The organism is Streptomyces sp. NPDC048277 (assembly GCF_040652235.1).
Taxonomy (GTDB): Bacteria; Actinomycetota; Actinomycetes; order Streptomycetales; family Streptomycetaceae; genus Streptomyces.
The window spans coordinates 110466-127113 of the sequence record NZ_JBEZLQ010000020.1 but is presented as its reverse complement, the minus strand read 5'-3'; the positions used below and the strand labels follow the sequence as shown (position 1 = coordinate 127113).

The 16648-nt window shown below is 71.4% G+C and carries 14 protein-coding genes; 9 read left to right on the top strand and 5 right to left on the bottom strand.

Features of this window, described 5'->3' with window-relative positions; genetic code table 11:
* Positions 1–19: 19 nt before the first annotated feature.
* A complete protein-coding gene (locus tag AB0D85_RS35670) occupies positions 20–1459 on the bottom strand; it encodes a SpoIIE family protein phosphatase (RefSeq protein ID WP_362329418.1) in 1440 nt (479 codons plus the stop codon).
* Positions 1460–1807: 348 nt separating this feature from the next.
* Between AB0D85_RS35670 and AB0D85_RS35665 the strand changes: the two genes are divergently transcribed.
* Both AB0D85_RS35665 and AB0D85_RS35660 read left to right on the top strand, forming a co-directional pair.
* The gene (locus AB0D85_RS35665; protein ID WP_355728501.1) at positions 1808–2221 is read left to right on the top strand and encodes an SsgA family sporulation/cell division regulator; all 414 of its coding nucleotides are present in this window, start codon (positions 1808–1810) and stop codon (positions 2219–2221) included.
* A 139-nt stretch (positions 2222–2360) separates the two neighbouring features.
* Positions 2361–4388: a phosphocholine-specific phospholipase C gene (locus AB0D85_RS35660; protein ID WP_362329414.1), complete on the top strand. Its 2028-nt coding sequence runs from the start codon at positions 2361–2363 to the stop codon at positions 4386–4388.
* Here AB0D85_RS35660 and AB0D85_RS35655 read toward each other — a convergent pair.
* The gene (locus tag AB0D85_RS35655) at positions 4378–5403 is read right to left on the bottom strand and encodes a Gfo/Idh/MocA family oxidoreductase (protein WP_362329411.1); all 1026 of its coding nucleotides are present in this window, start codon (positions 5401–5403) and stop codon (positions 4378–4380) included. The genes AB0D85_RS35660 and AB0D85_RS35655 overlap by 11 nt on opposite strands.
* A gap of 75 nt (positions 5404–5478) precedes the next feature.
* Complete coding sequence (locus tag AB0D85_RS35650; RefSeq protein ID WP_362329408.1) at positions 5479–6573, bottom strand: chemotaxis protein; 1095 nt, start codon at positions 6571–6573, stop codon at positions 5479–5481.
* A gap of 73 nt (positions 6574–6646) precedes the next feature.
* Here AB0D85_RS35650 and AB0D85_RS35645 point away from each other — a divergent pair, with 73 nt between their 5' ends.
* The 3 genes from AB0D85_RS35645 to asnB all read left to right on the top strand — a co-directional run bounded on the left by AB0D85_RS35645 (position 6647) and on the right by asnB (position 10028).
* A complete protein-coding gene (locus AB0D85_RS35645) occupies positions 6647–6997 on the top strand; it encodes a hypothetical protein (protein ID WP_362329406.1) in 351 nt (116 codons plus the stop codon).
* A gap of 89 nt (positions 6998–7086) precedes the next feature.
* Entirely contained in the window at positions 7087–7866 is a 780-nt protein-coding gene (locus tag AB0D85_RS35640; RefSeq protein WP_362329403.1) for an alpha/beta fold hydrolase, read from the top strand.
* Between the two features lie 323 nt (positions 7867–8189).
* A complete protein-coding gene (gene asnB, locus AB0D85_RS35635) occupies positions 8190–10028 on the top strand; it encodes an asparagine synthase (glutamine-hydrolyzing) (RefSeq protein ID WP_362329400.1) in 1839 nt (612 codons plus the stop codon).
* 33 nt (positions 10029–10061) lie between these two features.
* On the opposite strand, the gene AB0D85_RS35630 is transcribed toward asnB, so the two are convergent.
* Positions 10062–11690, bottom strand: coding sequence for an alpha/beta hydrolase (locus AB0D85_RS35630; RefSeq protein WP_362329397.1), 1629 nt, complete (start codon positions 11688–11690; stop codon positions 10062–10064).
* Between the two features lie 273 nt (positions 11691–11963).
* On the opposite strand from AB0D85_RS35630, the gene AB0D85_RS35625 reads away from it, so the two are divergent.
* The 3 genes from AB0D85_RS35625 to AB0D85_RS35615 all read left to right on the top strand — a co-directional run bounded on the left by AB0D85_RS35625 (position 11964) and on the right by AB0D85_RS35615 (position 14674).
* On the top strand, positions 11964–12719 hold the full coding sequence (locus tag AB0D85_RS35625) for a chaplin (RefSeq protein ID WP_362329394.1): 756 nt from the start codon (positions 11964–11966) through the stop codon (positions 12717–12719).
* A 261-nt stretch (positions 12720–12980) separates the two neighbouring features.
* Entirely contained in the window at positions 12981–13835 is an 855-nt protein-coding gene (locus AB0D85_RS35620; RefSeq protein ID WP_362329391.1) for a GNAT family N-acetyltransferase, read from the top strand.
* 50 nt (positions 13836–13885) lie between these two features.
* Complete coding sequence (locus tag AB0D85_RS35615; RefSeq protein WP_362329388.1) at positions 13886–14674, top strand: GNAT family N-acetyltransferase; 789 nt, start codon at positions 13886–13888, stop codon at positions 14672–14674.
* 14 nt (positions 14675–14688) lie between these two features.
* On the opposite strand, the gene AB0D85_RS35610 is transcribed toward AB0D85_RS35615, so the two are convergent.
* A complete protein-coding gene (locus tag AB0D85_RS35610; RefSeq protein WP_362329385.1) occupies positions 14689–14952 on the bottom strand; it encodes a GlsB/YeaQ/YmgE family stress response membrane protein in 264 nt (87 codons plus the stop codon).
* 217 nt (positions 14953–15169) lie between these two features.
* On the opposite strand from AB0D85_RS35610, the gene AB0D85_RS35605 reads away from it, so the two are divergent.
* Positions 15170–16621: a hydrolase gene (locus AB0D85_RS35605; RefSeq protein ID WP_362329382.1), complete on the top strand. Its 1452-nt coding sequence runs from the start codon at positions 15170–15172 to the stop codon at positions 16619–16621.
* Positions 16622–16648: the final 27 nt, after the last annotated feature.

Genomic DNA, 16648 nt, shown 5'->3' with positions numbered 1-16648 from the left:
TCGACGTGTGCTGAATTGGTTATTCACTCACCTTGGCGATGAGCACGCAGGCCTCGTCCTCGCGCCCGTTCTCGCCGAACTCCTCGACCACCGCCCGTACGCAGTCCTGAGCGGTGTCCGCCGTCCCGAACCGCGGGGCCAGGCCGAGGAGACGGTCCAGGGAGTCCGCTCTGCCGTGTCCGGGCACCAGTCCGTCGGTGCCCAGCAGAAGCAGGTCGCCCGGTTCCAGGGTCACTTCGGCCTGCCCGTAACCGGCTCCCGAGGTGGCGCCGAGCAGCACGCCGTCCGGTGCGCTGAGCACACACCCCGTCCCGCCGCGGTACAGCAGCGGGGCGGGGTGTCCTGCCTGCGCCCAGGTCAGGGTGCGGGTGGCGGGCCGGTAGCGGCAGCAGACGGCGCTGCCCAGCGCGGGTTGCACGGTGGCGTCGAGTAACTGGTTGAGCAGGGACATGAGATGGGCCGGCTGGGCGCCGGCCATCGCCATACCGCGTACCGCGCCCAGCAGCATCGCCATGTCCGAGGTGACGGAGACACCGTGCCCGGTGAGGTCGCCGACGCTCAGCAGGGTGTCGCCGTCGGCCAGCTCCAGCGCGTCGTACCAGTCGCCGCCGAGCAGTGTGTCGGTACCGGACGGCAGATGGTGGCCGGCGAGATCGAGCGTGCCGGGGCCCCGGCCCGGGAGCCGCAGCATACTCCGCCCCGGCGGCAGCACGGCCTCCTGCAGCTCGGCGGCGAGCCGTTGCCCGGTCCGGGCCTGCCGGCGGTGGCGCTGCATCGAGTCATGGGTCTCGCGCACCGTCCGCTGGCTGCGCCGCAGTTCGCTGACGTCCCGCAGCACGGCCCACATCGAGGCGGTGCTGCCGTCGCCGCCGAGCACGGGCTCGCCCATCATGTGCACGGTCCGCACATGTCCGTCGGACCGTACGACCCGGAACTCGCCGTCGATGGGTTTGGCGTCGACCAGGCAGTCGGTGACCATCGAGGTCAGCCTGGACCGGTCCTCGTCCAGTACCAGGGAGGGCAGTTCGTCGAGGGTGAGGGCGGGCGTGGCCGGGTCGCGGCCGAGGATCTGGTAGAGCTCGCCGGACCAACCGGCCTCGTCCGTCAGGAGGTTCCACTCCGCGCTGCCGACCCTGCTGAGCAACGACTCGCGCGCGACACCGGCCGGCTCCGGGCGGAGCTCCGGCAGGGACCCATCGCCCTCGGCCGCGGCGGGCAGCGGCGCAGGACCGTCCCGCAGCTGGGCCAAGTGCTCGTCCAGGTCGTTGAGTTGATGCAGCGCCAGATCGTACAGCGCCCGCTGCCACCGCTCCTGGGGATCCGCCCCCTCGCTGCGGCTGTCCCGGCGCACGGCGTCCACGTCGCCCTTGAGCCGCCGCGTCTGCGATATCAACGCCTCGACCGAGCCGCGCCCGGGCGGCTGGGCCGCGGGGCGGTCCGCGGAGACATGGGACGGCATGACGCACTCCGATGCGGGACTGTACGGCCAAGGCGAACGGTGGGACCGGTTACGACTGTTGCACAGCCTGCGACGCCCTGTAAGGGATTTGGCAACACACGATACGGTGGTGCTTCTGGCATATGCCAGAGTCTTCACGGGCTGGTCGACCCGCATGAAAGGCGTAGGCGACCAGGTGGGGCAAGTCGTAGAGGGACTACGTGACTTGCTCTACCTTTCGAGGAATTCGTGTCGCGCTCGGGCGGCTGTTCGACGTGCCTGTGTTCACAGTGTCGCGGTCTCGGCCAACCGCGGCAACTCTGTCCGGATTTCGCGTCATGCGAAGGGCTCCGACGGAGTCCTACAGGCATGGACATCACCTTCGAGCAACCCGCTCGCGCCCGGCTGATCACCGCCGAGGACCAGGAGGTCCCGGTGCCCGCCACGCTCCGCTACACCTCCGGCGACCCGCTGGCCGTGTTCGTCGACTTCCCCGCCGAGGTCACCCTCGGCGGCGAGGAGGTCACCTGGACCTTCGCCCGCTCCCTGCTGGACCAGGGTCTGAGCGCCCCGGCCGGCCGCGGGGACGTCCACATCTGGCCCTGCGGCCGGGGCCGTACGGCCGTGGAGTTCCACTCGCCGCACGGGCTCGCCCTGCTCCAGTTCGACACCCAGGCGCTGTTCCGCTTCCTGCAGCGCACCCACGAGGTCGTCTCCCCCGGGGAGGAGGACGTCGAAGCGGTCGTGGAGCGGGGGCTGAGCGCGCTGTTCGGGGGCGTGTGAGGCTCCTGGGGTCTACCTACGCGTACTTTGACTTCTGTTCATTCCCGCCTCACCGCTCCGGTCCGGAGCCTGCCGACCGCCCCGTGCACCCTGGCGCGCGGTGTGCCGCAGGGGCACTCCGGTGACGAGGACGGGGCGAATGACACCGATCAGCCGAAGAGGCTTCGTGGGACTGGGCGCTTCCGTGGCGGCGGGCATGGCGGTGGGCGCCGCCGGCCCACGGACCGCGGCCGCGGCCCAGAGCACGGCGACCGGCACGATCTCGGACGTCAAGCACGTGGTGATCCTCATGCAGGAGAACCGCAGCTTCGACCACTACTTCGGGCGCCTCAAGGGCGTCCGCGGCTTCGCGGACCGCAGCGGCATCACCCTCGGCGGCGGGTATCCGGTCTTCGACCAGCCGAACGGCTCCGGCCGCCAGTACCCGTGGAAGCTCAGCGCCACCCCCGACGCGGGCGGCAAGGACGGCGAGACCCTCGCCCAGTGCAACGGCGACCTGCCGCACTCCTGGTCCTCCCAGCACTCCGCGTGGAACAAGGGCCGACTCGACAACTGGGTCGCGGGCGTCGGCAACGTCCGCTCCCTCGGCTACCTGGACCGCTCCGACATCCCCTTCCACTACGCGCTCGCCGACGCCTACACCATCTGCGACGCCTACTTCTGCTCCACCCTCAGCGCCACCGGCCCCAACCGCACCTACCTGTGGAGCGGCAAGGTCGACCCCACCAGCTACGACGGCGGTGACGAGTCCGGCCTGACCTGGCAGAACTACGCCGAGGCGCTGCAGAACGCCGGTGTGACCTGGAAGGTCTACCAGAACGCCCAGGACAACTACGGGGACAACGGCTGCGCCTACTTCAAGAACTTCGCGGGCGCCAAGGCGGGCAACCCCCTCTACGACCGCGGCATGTCCTCGGTCCCTGCCGTGACCGGCTCCACCCCCGACGACATCGCCGCCGCCATCAAGGCCGACGTCGTCGCGGGCACCCTCCCGCAGGTCTCCTGGGTGGTCGCCAACCAAGCCTTCTCCGAGCACCCCTACGCCCCGCCGGGCGACGGCGCCCACTTCGTCAACCTGGTCTACCAGGCACTCGCCGCCGACGCGGACGTCTTCGACTCCACCGTCCTGTTCCTCAACTACGACGAGAACGACGGCTACTTCGACCACGTCCCGCCCCCGGCCCCGCCCGCCGGCACGGCAGACGAGTTCCTGAACGGCGTGCCGTACGGCTTCGGCTTCCGCGTCCCGATGATCGTCATCTCGCCCTGGACCCGCGGCGGCTGGGTCTCCTCGGAGGTCTTCGAGCACACCTCCGTGCTGCGCTTCCTGGAGACCTGGACCGCGGCCCTGGGCAAGCCGGCCACCTGCCCCAACATCAGCGGCTGGCGGCGCAGGGTGAGCGGCGACCTGACCGGTGTCTTCGACTTCGCCAACCCGGTCCACGGCGCCGTCTCCCTGCCCGCGACCGGCGTCATCGGCTACTCCACCTGCGGCCCGCTGCCCAACCCGGTCCCCACCACCAACGCCCTGCCCGCCCAGGAGTCCGGCACCCGCCCCGCCCGCGCGCTGCCCTACCAGCCGAACGGCTGGCTGGACCACTTGGAGTTCGGGACCGTCGGCCAGATCCGCGCCTGGTTCACCATGGCCAACCAGGGCACCCCGGCGACCCGGGCGGCGCACTTCTCCATCCACCCGAACGCCTACCGGGACACCACGCCCTGGCAGTACACGGTCGACGCCGGGGGCACCGCCTCCGACTACTTCAACATCGGCACCGGATACGGCGCGGGCAAGTACGACCTGACCATGGTCGGCCCCAACCGCTTCCTGCGCCGCTTCCAGGGCGACGCCACCCAGGCCGGCAAGTCGGCCGAGGTGAGCCCCCGTTACGCGGTGGAGTCCGGCACCGGCAAGCTCGCCATCTGGTTCAGGATGACCAACTCGGGCTCGTCATCGGTGAAGTTCACCATCACCGCGAACAACTACCGTACGGACGGCCCCTGGACGTACACCGTGGCGGCCGGTGCCGCGACCGAGGACTACTTCAACGCCGTTGCCTACCAGGGCGGTTGGTACGACTTCACGATCACGGTGGACTCCGACGCGACCTGGTCGCGCCGGTTCACCGGCCACCTGGAGACGGGCGCCGCGAGCGTCAGCGGCTGACGTCCGCGTACAGGTCCGGGCGCGGGGCGAGTTCGACGGTCGTACGGCCGCCGGACTCCAGCGCCCGGACCCCGGCCTCGGCGACCACGGAGGACGCGTAGCCGTCCCAGACGCTCGCCCCGGTGACCCGGCCCTGCCGGGTGGCGTCGACCCAGGCCTGCACCTCGCGGTCGTAGGCGTCGGCGAACCGCACCAGATAGTCCTGGGCCACCTCCTCGCGGGCGCCGCCGGCCGAGGTGACCAGCATGGTGTGGTCCTCGCCGATCCGGGCGCTGCCCCGCTCGCAGACGGCCTCACAGCGCACCTGGTAGCCGAAGCCGCAGTTGACGAAGACCTCGACGTCGACGAGGGCGCCGCCGTCGGTCTCGAAGAGCACCAGCTGCGGGTCGAGCAGCCCGTCCGGGGCACCCGAGGACGGCCGCGGCCGCAGCACGGTCACCGCGGTCAGCTCCTGGCCGAGCAGCCAGCGGGCCGCGTCGATCTCGTGCGAGACCGAGCTGTTGATCAGCATCGCGCTGGTGAAGTCGGGCGGCGAGGACACATTGCGGTGGGTGCAGTGCAGCATCAGCGGCCGGCCCAGGCCGCCGCCGTCCAGCAGGGACTTCAGGCGCCGGTACTCGGCGTCGTAGCGCCGCATGAAACCGATCTGGGCGAGCCGTCGCCCGAGCCTGGCCTCCGCCTCCACCACCCGGAGCGCACCAGTGGAGTCCGGCACCATGGGCTTCTCGCACAGCACCGGCAGCCCCCGCTCGAAGGCCGCGAGCAGCGGCTCCTCGTGCGCCGGGCCGGGGGAGGCGATCAGCACGGCCCCGACACCGGGCGCGTCCAGGGCGGCCAGCGGATCCGCGTGGACCCCGACGCCGTCCAGGCCGGCCGCCGCCTCCTTGGCGCGGTCGAGGTCGGGATCGGCGACAGCCGCCACCCGCGCCCCGCTCACCACCCGGTCGAGTCGTCGTATGTGGTCGGCGCCCATGTGTCCTGCACCCAGCACCGCAACGCCCAGCAGCTCAGCCACGCCACACTCCCTCTCGGCCGACGATCACGACTCCGAGCCTAGGGGCTGTCCCGGACGTCGGCCGAGAGGGGCTCATCAGTAGCGCAGCACGCCCGCGATGCCGTTCTCGTCGCCCAGCGTGCCGTCCGGGACGAAGCGGACGTCGGCGCCGGTCTCCAGGCACTGCTCGACGATCTCGTCCACGATGTCGTCACGGGCGTCGAGATCGCCGCTCACCGCCGGGACCAGGTGGTCGCCGTCGTCGCGGACCGTGGTGCGGTAGTTCTCCTCGACCGCGAGGAGCCGGACGCGGCCCTCGCGGGCGTTCTGCCAGACCTCGTCGACACCGGCCGCGAACGTCTTGTGACCGCGCGCGGATTCGAGCTCGCGGGTCACCGACGAGGTGCTCCGGCGGGACTCCGCCTCCAGTTGCGGTGTGATCGCCTGCCACACGGCCTCCGGGCCCGCGTGCGCGAGACCGCCGTGCCGCACGGGGATGCTCTGCCTGGCGACGTTGCCGAGTTCCTCCCACAGGGCCAGGGCCGCCTGCTCGCCGGTGACGTAGAGCGGACGGGGATCCTCACGCAGGAGCGCGGCCATCGCGGTGTCCGCCTCCCGCAGGAAGTGTTTGGTGTCCTCGTCGCGGAAGGTGCTCGGCGTGTCGCCGATCTGTTCCCGCCGCTCGGCGTCGAAGTTCTCCTGGCTGCGGGTCAGCGGGAAACCGTCGGAGCGGATCTCGGCGACCCGGTCGACGCCGCCGTTCCACAGCGTGACCCGGTCGGCCGAGAGCGACAGGACCCAGAACGGCCGTTCGGCGGCGTGCGCCGAGACCAGGTTGCGGGTGAGGAACGTGTCCGAGAGCACCACCCGCTCGGGCACACTGCGGGCCAGCGACCACACCTGGTGCTCACCGGGCGCGGCGAAGATCACCAGGCCGTCCTCGGCATGGGCCAGATCGACCTCGGCGAGGGCCCGGTCGAGCTGGTCGACGACATCGGAACGCCGTTCCCGGGTGACCGAGGGATCGGCTTCCAGCTGCTTCTTCGCCTCGGCCACGACATTGCGCAGCCGGACGGGATCCTGGGCGTTGTCGGGCTCGCGGCGGTGCGTCGGCGTCAGCACGGAGACAGCGGGGTAGAGACGCGGGCGGCGCAGCTCGGCGAGGGACGTTGGACTGAGTGCGTGCTCCATATCAGCACCATAGGGCCGATTCACGACGGGGGCATTTGGGGTAATTCCCTTGCGAGTGGAGGAGGTGGGTGCGATGGCCCGGCTGACCGTGGACGACGACGAGGTCGTCGTCCGTCTGAGCGGGCGGGAGAAGCTGCTCGCCCACCGACGCCAGGTGCGGGTGCCGCTCGCGCAGGTGCGCTCGGCCTCGGTGGAACCCGACTGGTGGCGGGTGCTGCGCGGCGAGGCACACCACGGCCACTGGCTCCCCGACCGCTTCTGCATCGGCGCCTGGGAGTACCCCGGCGGACGTGACTTCGTCGCCGTCCACGAACACGGCCCGGTCGTCCTCGTCGACCTGGCGCCGTCCGCGCCCTTCGCGCGGCTCGCGGTGTCCGACGCCGACGCCGAGGCCGCCGTACGGGCCATCCTGCGCACTCTGTAACCCTGTTGAGGCCGGCTTCCCGGTGACGTCGGGCGATGCGGCCGGTTACCGTACCCGGCAGTAACCGGATCGCGCCCCAGGAGGCCCCCATGCCGCAGCTCGAAGTCGACGGAGCGGCGCTGACGTACGACGACGAGGGCCCCCGCGACGGCGCCGCCGCGCCCCTGGTGTTCATCCACGGCTGGACCGCGAACCGGCACCGCTGGGACCACCAGATGGCGCACTTCGCCGGGCACCGCCGGGTGATCCGCCTCGACCTGCGCGGCCACGGCGAGAGCACCGGGGCCGGCGTGCGGACGGTCGCCGAGCTCGCCCAGGACGTCGTCGCCCTCCTCGACCATCTGGAGGTGGACCGTTTCGTCCCCGTCGGTCACTCCATGGGCGGCATGATCTCCCAGACCCTCGCGCTCGGCCACCCCGGGCGGGTCGAACGGATGGTGCTGGTCAACTCCATCGGCCGGATGACCTACAGCCGCGGCCGCGGTCTGCTGATGGCCGCCTCGACCCTGGTGCCGTACAAGCTGTTCGTCGCCGCCAACATCCAGCGTGCCTTCGCCCCGGGGTACCCCCGCGAGGAGATACGCGAGTACGTCCGCGCCTCCGCCGCCACCCCGCGCGAGGTCGTCATGACGCTGTACGGCGCCATGCGGGCCTTCGACGTTCTCGACCGGGCCGGCGAGATCGCCGCCCCGACCCTGATGGTGCACGGCTACCACGACATCCAGCTGCCGGTGCGGCAGATGCTGCGGATGGCCAAGGCCTACCCGGACGCGGAGGTCCGGATCATCGACGCGGGCCATGAGCTCCCGGTGGAGCGGCCGGCCGAGCTGACGGCGGCGCTCGACCGCTTCGTGGCGGCGAAGCCGTAGCGCGAGGGGGCGGCAGCACCGAGTGACCGGCGCCGGGCGGACAGCCCGGCGCCGGTCTGCTTGGAGAACTTTTTGCGCTTGGCCGGTTCGGGGCGGGCCGGGCCCGATGCGGGGCGGATGCGCGGCTCTCGCGCGGGCAAAACGCGGCCGAAAGGGTGGGGCGGATCGGCCGTCCGTGTTACGGCCAAGTTGACCGGCCGGGGTCCCGGGAGCACGCTCGTTATATAGGTGCTGAATACAAGTGGTTCGCCAGGGCAATCGTCTCCTCCATGGAACCGCAGGTGGCGCAGCTTGCCCGGCCGACCGGCAGCGGGAGGTAACGCATGTGTGGCATCACCGGCTGGGTCTCCTTCGACCGTGACCTCACCACCGAGACACGCGCATTGGATGCAATGACGGAGACCATGGCCTGCCGCGGCCCCGACGACCGCGGCACCTGGAGCGAGGGCCCCGCCGCCCTGGGCCACCGCCGGCTCGCGATCATCGACCTGCCCGGCGGCCGCCAGCCCATGACCGTCCGCACCCCGGACGGCACCGTCGCGATGGTCTACTCCGGCGAGGCCTACAACTTCACCGAACTGCGCCGCGAACTCACCGACCGCGGCCACCGGTTCATCACCGACTCCGACACCGAGGTCGTGCTCCGCGGCTATGTGGAGTGGGGCGACGCCGTCGCCGAGCGGCTGAACGGCATGTACGCCTTCGCCGTCTGGGACGGCCGCCACGACAAGCTCGTGATGATCCGCGACCGCATGGGCATCAAGCCCTTCTACATGTACCCGACCCCCGACGGCGTCCTGTTCGGCTCCGAACCCAAGGCGATCCTGGCGAACCCGCTGGTCCGCCCCCGGGTCGGCCTCGACGGGCTGCGCGAGCTGTTCACCATGGTCAAGAACCCCGGGCGCGCCGTGTGGGAGGGCATGCGCGAGGTCGAACCCGGCACCGTCGTCACCGTCGACCGCTCCGGTCTGCGCACCCGTGTCTACTGGCGCCTGGAGACCCGCCCGCACCCCGACGACCGCGACACCACCGTCGCCACCGTCCGCGAACTCCTCGACGACATCGTGCGCCGCCAACTGGTCGCCGACGTGCCCCGCTGCACCCTGCTCTCCGGCGGCCTCGACTCCTCCGCCATGACCGCCATCGCCGCCCGCCAACTCGCCGCACAGGGCGAGAAGGTCCGCAGCTTCGCCGTCGACTTCGTCGGCCAGACCGACAACTTCGTCGCCGACGAACTGCGCGGCACCCCCGACACGCCCTTCGTGCACGACGTGGCCCGGCTGGCCCGCACCGACCACCAGGACATCGTCCTCGACGCGGGCAGCCTCGCCGACCCCGCCGTCCGCGAGCGGGTGATCCGGGCCCGCGACCTGCCGGCCGGGTTCGGGGACATGGACACCTCCCTCCTGCTGCTGTTCCGGGCCGTCCGCGACCAGTCCACCGTCGCCCTGTCCGGGGAGTCCGCCGACGAGGTGTTCGGCGGCTACCTGCAGTTCTTCGACGAAGGCGCCCGCACCGCCGACACCTTCCCCTGGCTGGTCCAGTTCGCCCGCCACTTCGGCGACGACTCCGACGTCCTGCGCGCGGACCTCGCCAAGTCCCTCGACCTGGAGTCCTACATCGCCGACGGCTACCACTCCGCCGTCACCGAGATCCAGCGCCTCACCGGCGAGAGCGACTTCGAGTACCGCATGCGCCGCATGAGCTATCTGCACCTCACCCGGTTCGTGCGCATCCTGCTCGACCGCAAGGACCGGATGAGCATGGCCGTCGGCCTGGAGGTCCGGGTGCCGTTCTGCGACCACCGGCTCGTCGAGTACGTCTACAACGCGCCCTGGGCCCTCAAGTCCTTCGACGGCCGCGAGAAGACCCTGCTCAGGGAGGCCACCAGGGACGTCCTCCCGCAGTCCGTGTACGACCGCGTCAAGAGCCCCTACCCGTCCACCCAGGACCCGGACTACGGCCGCGCCCTCCAGGACCAGGTCAAGGACCTGCTGACCCGGCCCGACCACCGGGTCTTCGACCTCGTCGACCGCGAGAAGGCGCACCGCGCCGCCCACCGGACCGGACTGGGCACCCAGGCCGCCCGGCGCGGCCTGGAACGCACCCTCGACCTGGCCCACTGGATCGACCTCTACAACCCGGACCTGACCCTCTCCTGAGCCTCGGTCCGGCGGGCCCCAGCCCGGCGCGCCTCAGTCCGGCGAGTCGGTGACGGCGCTGCGGCCGTCGCCGTCCGCCGGGCAGGAGCTGCCGTCGGGCGGCAGCGTGCCGTACAGCAGGAAGTCGTCGACCTTGCCGTGCACACACTTCGAGGACGTGTACCCGGTGTGGCCGTCGCCCCTGTTGTCCAGCACCACGGCCGACGGCCCGAGCCGCTTCGCCGTCTCGATCGTCCACGGGTACGGCGTCGCCGGGTCGCCCCGCGTGCCCACGAGCAGCATCCGCGCGGAGGACACGTCCTTCACCTCGTCGCGGATGAAGTCCGTGCCGCGCGGCCGGCCGTAGCACAGCAGCACCTGGGTGAGCCGTTGCCGGCCGAAGACGGGGGACACCCGCTGGTACTCCTTGTCCAGCCGGGCGATGTCCCGGGTCAGCTGCTCGGCGCCCGGCCGGTCCGGGTCGTCGGCGCAGTCGATCGCCATGAGGGCCGCCGTCAGGTTGTCCGCGGGGATGTCCGTGCTGTCCACCAGCCCGCCGTCGCGCTGCCGCCCGGGGAGGGCGTAGCCGCCGGACGCGACGTTCTGCACCCCCCGGGTGTCGCCGTCCTCGATCAGCGAGGCCAGCGCCCGTTCCAGCCGCGGCCACTGCTCCTTGCCGTACAGCCCCTGACCGAGGGCGTCCACCAGGTCCCGGCCGGTGTAGGCGCCGCCGAAGTCCGACGGCATCGGGTGCTGGTCGAGCGAGCGGACCCGCTCGACGACGGCGTCCCCGGCCTTGCGCCGGTCCTGTCCGAACGGGCATGCGACGTCGGTGACACACCAGTCCAGGAAGTCGTCCAGCGCCGTCTGCTGCCCCCGGGCGCCCGCCTTGCCCTGCTCGGCCAGCGACTCGGTCAGGGTGTCCACGCCGTCCAGCGCCATCCGGCCCACGTTGTGCGGGAACTGCGCCGCGTACACCGCGCCGAGCCTGGTGCCGTAGGAGAAGCCCAGATAGTTCAGTTTCCGGTCGCCGAGCGCCTGGCGGATGACGTCCAGGTCCCGGGAGGCGTTCACGGTGCCTATGTGGGACAGCACGGCGCCGGAGTGCCTGCTGCACCGGACCGTCAGCAGCTTCAGCGCCTTCATCAGGGCCTGCGGATGGCCGATGTCGGGGAACTCGTCCGTGCCGCCTCCGTCCGAGGACCCGCCGGGGCTCTCGCCGCAGCTGACGGGGGAGGAGCGGCCGACCCCGCGCGGATCGAAGGCGACCACGTCGTAGCCGTTGGTCAGGCTCATGAAGTCCTTGCCGTCGAGCCCGAGCTGGCTGACGCCCGAGCCACCCGGGCCGCCGAAGTTCAGCAGCACCGAACCCCGTGACGTCCCCGTCGCCCGGTACCGGGACAGCGCGAGATCGACGGTGCCCTTGTCCGGCCTCGCGTAGTCGAGCGGGACGGTCACCTTGGCGCACTGCATGTCCTTGGGCAGCTCCGCCTCCCTGCACGCCACCCACCGGACCTTCTGCCGGTAGAACCGGGTCAGGTCCGGCTGCCGGCCACCCGCCGCCGCGGCCGCGGGCAGCCCCGCGCCCAGCAGGGTCAGTACGACGGCTCCGGCACCGGCGCAGCGTCGCACGGCGGACCGGGAACGTCGCACGGCGGGCCGGGTACGGGGCAGGGCCGGCATCGAGGGCCTCCAGGAACGCGCCGCTCTCGGCAGGGCTTTCGATCACCATAAGCGGGCCCTGCGGGGCACGCCTCCCGGCGAGCGGGCCGGGGCCGGGGGCCGTGTTCTCCGCGCGATCACCCGCTTCGGTGCCCTTGCACATTTTTGCCGCCGGTTCGAGAGCGGCATCACTCGATGGGGTGAAACGGAGGAAAGCCATAACTCAGATGGTTCGTCTGCGTTTTAACCGTTGCGGGCGAGCGCCCGCAATCATGTCTGGAAGGCAGGGAACCTATGAAACGGGTTACCCGAAACGGTGTGATCGCCGTCGCCGCCGCCTCCGGTGCGATGGCTGTGGCCGTCCCGGCCTGGGCCGACGCGGGCGCGGACGGCATCGCGGCCGGTTCGCCCGGGGTGATCTCCGGCAACGGCATTCAGCTGCCGGTCCACGTCCCGGTGAACGTGTGCGGTAACACCGTGAACGTGGTGGGGCTGCTCAACCCGGCGGCCGGCAACACGTGCGTGAACAAGGGCGGCGGCGTCCGTCACCACGCGCCCGGTGACTCGGACGCGTCCGGCGGTTCGGCCACGTCCGGTGGCTCGGCCACCTCCGGCGGTGCGTCCGCGCAGGGCATCGAGAAGGACTCGCCCGGGGTGATCTCCGGCAACGGCGTCCAGTTGCCGGTCGACCTCCCGGTGAACGTGTGCGGCAACACCGTGAACGTGGTGGGGCTGCTCAACCCGGCGGCGGGCAACACCTGCGTGAACGAGAGCGGCGACCACCCGAGCACGCCGACGAGTCCGGTCCCGGAACCGCCCAAGGCCCAGCCGCCCACCGCCCGGCCGCCCGCCCCGGAGCCGCCGGCCCCGACCCCGGTCAGGAACCACCCGGCACCGAAGCCGCAGCACCCCGCCGAACCACCGGCCCCGGTGACCACCCTCGCCCACACCGGCACGGACCTGGCGGGCCCCGCCGTCGCGGGCAGCGTGGTGCTCCTGCTCACCGGGACCGCCCTGCACCGGCGCTTCCGGCCCGGCCGGAAGCGCTGACCGGCCGACGTGATAACCGAGGCGGGACACCGCCGTTCTCGTCGACAAGGCCCCACCGGACCCCGACCGGTGGGGCCTTCGCCATGCACGGACCCGGCAACACCTGCGCGGCCCCAGGCCGACAGAAGCCCCGTAAGGGCCTGTTGGGCACGGCGACGGCTTGATCCCGGCGTGGCGCGGGGCACGGTGATCGGGAAGGATGCTGCGGGCGCGGTGCCGGTCGCCGCGCCGTCCGGCCCAGCCACGCAAGGGAGCGCACCGATGACCTCTCCGGCCCCCGCAGACCTCGTCGTCACCCGGGCCACGCTCGACGACTGGCCGGTGATCAGCGGCTGGGCGGCGGACGAGGGCTGGAATCCGGGTCTGTCGGACGGCCCCGCCTTCTTCGCCCAGGACCCCGACGGGTTCTTCATCGGCCGCGTCGACGGGGAACCGGTGTCGGCCATCTCCGTCGTCAACTACGGCGCCGACTACGCCTTTCTGGGGTGTTACCTGGTCCGCCCCGACCTGCGCGGCCGCGGCCACGGTCTCACCACCTGGAAGACCGCCCTCGCCCACGCGGGCGACCGCACCGTCGGCCTGGACGGCGTGGTGGCCCAGCAGGACAACTACCGCCAGTCCGGCTTCGAACTCGCCCACCGCACCGTCCGGTTCATGGGCGAGGCCCCCGCCGCCGAAGCTCCTGGCCGGGTCCGCCCCGCCCGCGCCGCCGACCTGGCGGCCCTCACGGCGTACGACAGCGCCTGCTGCCCGGCCGACCGGCCGCGCTTCCTCGCCGCATGGCTCACCGCTCCCGGTCACCGGGCGATCGTCCGCCACGACGGCGACCGCCTCACCGGCTACGGCGTGCTCCGCCCCGGCCGCGACAGCCTGCGCATCGGCCCCCTCTTCGCCGACACCGCCGAGGACGCCCAGGCCCTCTTCGCCGCCCTGACCGCCGAGGCGGCCGGCGGCCAGGTCGCCATCGACGTGCCCGAGACCAGCGCGGCGGGCATCGCCCTCGCCGAAGAGGCCGGATTCACGGCCTCGTTCGAGACCGCCCGCATGTACACGGGCCCGGTCCGCGACCACGCCCGCGAGCGGGTCTTCGGGGTCACGACACTCGAACTCGGCTGACCCCGGGTAAATGCGTTGCCGCCGTGGGGCCGGGATGCTGAAGTGCGGGGATGGATCACCAAGCAGTGCTCGCCCTGTACGACCGTGAGATGCGCGAGGGCGCCCGCCCCGACGGCCCCGGCGCCCGGATCGAACGCGTCGGTGGGGTGGTGCGACAGAGCGCGGACGCCGAAGGAGGGTGGAACGGGGTCCTCTGGTCGGACCTCGACGAGACGACCGCGGATCGCGCGATCGCCGAGCAGATCGACTTCTTCGAGCGGCAGGGACGCGAGTTCGAGTGGAAGGTCTACGGCCATGACCGGCCCGCGGACCTCGGCACGCGGCTCGTCGCGGCCGGGCTGCGGCCGGAGCCGGAGGAGACGCTGATGGTCGCCGAGGTCGCCGGACTGCAGTTGGACGCCGAACTCCCGGACGGCGTACAGGTGGTGCCCGCCACGGACGCGGCGGGCGTCGACCTCGTGGTGGACGTGCACGAGAAGGCCTTCGGCACGGACGGTTCGCAGCTGCGGCACCGGCTGCTGGGGCAGCTGGCCGAGCGGTCCGCCACCGTCGTCGCGGTCGTGGCGCTGGCCGGGGACGAGCCGGTGAGCGCCGCACGGATGGAGCTGGTGCCGGGGACGCGGTTCGCCGGGCTGTGGGGCGGCGGCACGGTGGAGGGGTGGCGGGGGCGGGGCGTGTACCGCGCCCTGGTCGCTCACCGCGCGCGTGTCGCCGCGGACCACGGGTATCGGTATCTGCAGGTGGATGCGTTGCCGACTAGCCGGCCGATTCTTGAGCGGCTCGGTTTTCATGCGTTGAGTACGACAACGCCGTACATCAGATGCGCCCCGCGCCCCTGACGGGGCGCTCTGAGTCACCGGCGTGATTTCATTCGGTCCAGGGCCGACACCCCCACCGCCGCCAGCGCGATCTGGATGAACCACTCGATCCAGTCGGGGCCCTTCGTGTCGGCCACGCCGAAGCCCGCCGCGAGCGCCGAGCCCAGCAGCGCCGCCACGATGCCGACGACTATGGTCCACAGCAGGCCGATGTGCTGGCGGCCGGGGACGACCAGGCGCCCCAGAACACCGATGATGGCGCCGATGACGATGGCACTGATGATGCCCGAGATCTCCATGTCCGCCCCTCTTCGTCGGTACCCCGCTGCTGTCCAATCTGCCCGCTCAACCGGGAGCCAGTCCCGTCCGGTTGTTACAGCGCTTTTCTGTTCACCGGCCAGACATGCCATGTACCTTTCAATGAGTTGACGCGTGTAGAAATCTCAAGCAGGTTCTACGCGCGCAGAGTTGGCGCCCGCACCGCCTCTACCCCACCCCCTCATGGAGGTTCGCCGGATGCTTGGATCCAGCAGATCCCGCCACAGACTCACCACCGCCCTGGCCGGGTTCGGACTGCTCGTCTCGGGAGCCGCCCTCCAGGTCGGCACCGCGGCCGCTCCCGCTCACGCGGCCACCACCTACCGCGTCCTGTTCGACGACGGCCATGCCGAGGAGGCCGGCAACGCGGACTGGATCATCTCCACCAGCAAGCCCGACCCGCTGGCCGAGGACTCCTCCCCGTCCTCGGAGACGGACTGGACCGGTGCGCTCTCGTCGTGGGGCGTAGACCTGCAGAAGACCGGCAGCTACAGCCTCAAGACCGCCACCAGCGCCCTCACGTACGGCGGTTCGTCGACGACCGACCTGTCGAACTTCGACGCCCTGGTCCTGCCCGAGCCCAACACGCTGTTCACGACCGCCGAGAAGACGGCGATCATGAACTTCGTGAACAACGGCGGCGGCCTGTTCATGATCTCCGACCACACCGGCGCCGACCGCAACAACGACGGCTACGACGCGGTCGAGATCCTCAACGACCTGATGACCAACAACAGCGTCGACTCGTCGGACCCGTTCGGCTTCTCGATCGACTCGCTCGACATCAGTTCCGGCTACCCGGCCGCGATCAGCGACAGCAGCGACCCGGTGCTGAACGGCTCCTACGGCACCGTCACCAAGAGCCTGATCGCCGACGGCACCACCGCCACCCTCAAGCCCTCCGACAACTCCAACGTCAAGGGGCTGGTGTACCGCAGCGGTTACTCGGGCAACACCGGGGCCTTCTTCCTGACCAGTACCTTCGGCAGCGGGCGCGTCGCCTTCTGGGGTGACAGCTCACCGATCGACGACGGCACCGGCCAGTCCGGCAACACGCTGTACGACGGCTGGAACGACTCCGGCGCCACCAACGCGGCCCTCGCCCTGAACGCCACCGCCTGGCTCGCCGGCGCGAGCAGCGGCAGCAGCGGAGGCGGCGGTGGCGGTACCGGCACCTGCACCTCCGCCCAGCTCCTCGGCAACAACGGCTTCGAGTCCGGCAACACCACCTGGAGCGCCACCAGCGGTGTCATCACCAACTCCAGCAGCGAGTCCGCCCGCACCGGCTCGTACTACGCCTGGCTCGACGGCTACGGCTCCGCCCACACCGACACGCTCTCCCAGTCGGTGACCATCCCGTCCGCCTGCACCACCGCCGCCCTGAGCTTCTACACGCACATCGACACGGCGGAGACCACCACCAGCACGGCGTACGACACGCTCAAGGTCCAGGTGCTCAACAGCTCCGGGACCGTACTGAGCACCCTGGCGACGTACTCCAACCTCAACGCCGCCAGCGGCTACACCCAGCGCAGCTTCAGCCTGGCGAGCTACGCGGGCCAGACGGTGACCCTCAAGTTCACCGGCACCGAGGGATCCACCCTGCAGACGTCGTTCGTCATCGACGACACGGCCCTCAACGTGAGTTGAGGCCCTGGGGCCCGGCCGTCTCCCCGG

Bases quoted from the DNA above. Each gene is read 5' to 3' on its own strand.
- AB0D85_RS35665 (WP_355728501.1), top strand. From the start codon at position 1,808: ATGGACATCACCTTCGAGCAACCCGCTCGCGCCCGGCTGATCACCGCC.
- AB0D85_RS35615 (WP_362329388.1), top strand. From the start codon at position 13,886: ATGGATCACCAAGCAGTGCTCGCCCTGTACGACCGTGAGATGCGCGAG.
- AB0D85_RS35605 (WP_362329382.1), top strand. From the start codon at position 15,170: ATGCTTGGATCCAGCAGATCCCGCCACAGACTCACCACCGCCCTGGCC.
- AB0D85_RS35645 (WP_362329406.1), top strand. From the start codon at position 6,647: ATGGCCCGGCTGACCGTGGACGACGACGAGGTCGTCGTCCGTCTGAGC.
- AB0D85_RS35660 (WP_362329414.1), top strand. From the start codon at position 2,361: ATGACACCGATCAGCCGAAGAGGCTTCGTGGGACTGGGCGCTTCCGTG.
- AB0D85_RS35650 (WP_362329408.1), bottom strand. From the start codon at position 6,573: ATGGAGCACGCACTCAGTCCAACGTCCCTCGCCGAGCTGCGCCGCCCG.
- asnB (WP_362329400.1), top strand. From the start codon at position 8,190: ATGTGTGGCATCACCGGCTGGGTCTCCTTCGACCGTGACCTCACCACC.
- AB0D85_RS35610 (WP_362329385.1), bottom strand. From the start codon at position 14,952: ATGGAGATCTCGGGCATCATCAGTGCCATCGTCATCGGCGCCATCATC.
- AB0D85_RS35640 (WP_362329403.1), top strand. From the start codon at position 7,087: ATGCCGCAGCTCGAAGTCGACGGAGCGGCGCTGACGTACGACGACGAG.
- AB0D85_RS35620 (WP_362329391.1), top strand. From the start codon at position 12,981: ATGACCTCTCCGGCCCCCGCAGACCTCGTCGTCACCCGGGCCACGCTC.
- AB0D85_RS35630 (WP_362329397.1), bottom strand. From the start codon at position 11,690: ATGCCGGCCCTGCCCCGTACCCGGCCCGCCGTGCGACGTTCCCGGTCC.
- AB0D85_RS35670 (WP_362329418.1), bottom strand. From the start codon at position 1,459: ATGCCGTCCCATGTCTCCGCGGACCGCCCCGCGGCCCAGCCGCCCGGG.
- AB0D85_RS35625 (WP_362329394.1), top strand. From the start codon at position 11,964: ATGAAACGGGTTACCCGAAACGGTGTGATCGCCGTCGCCGCCGCCTCC.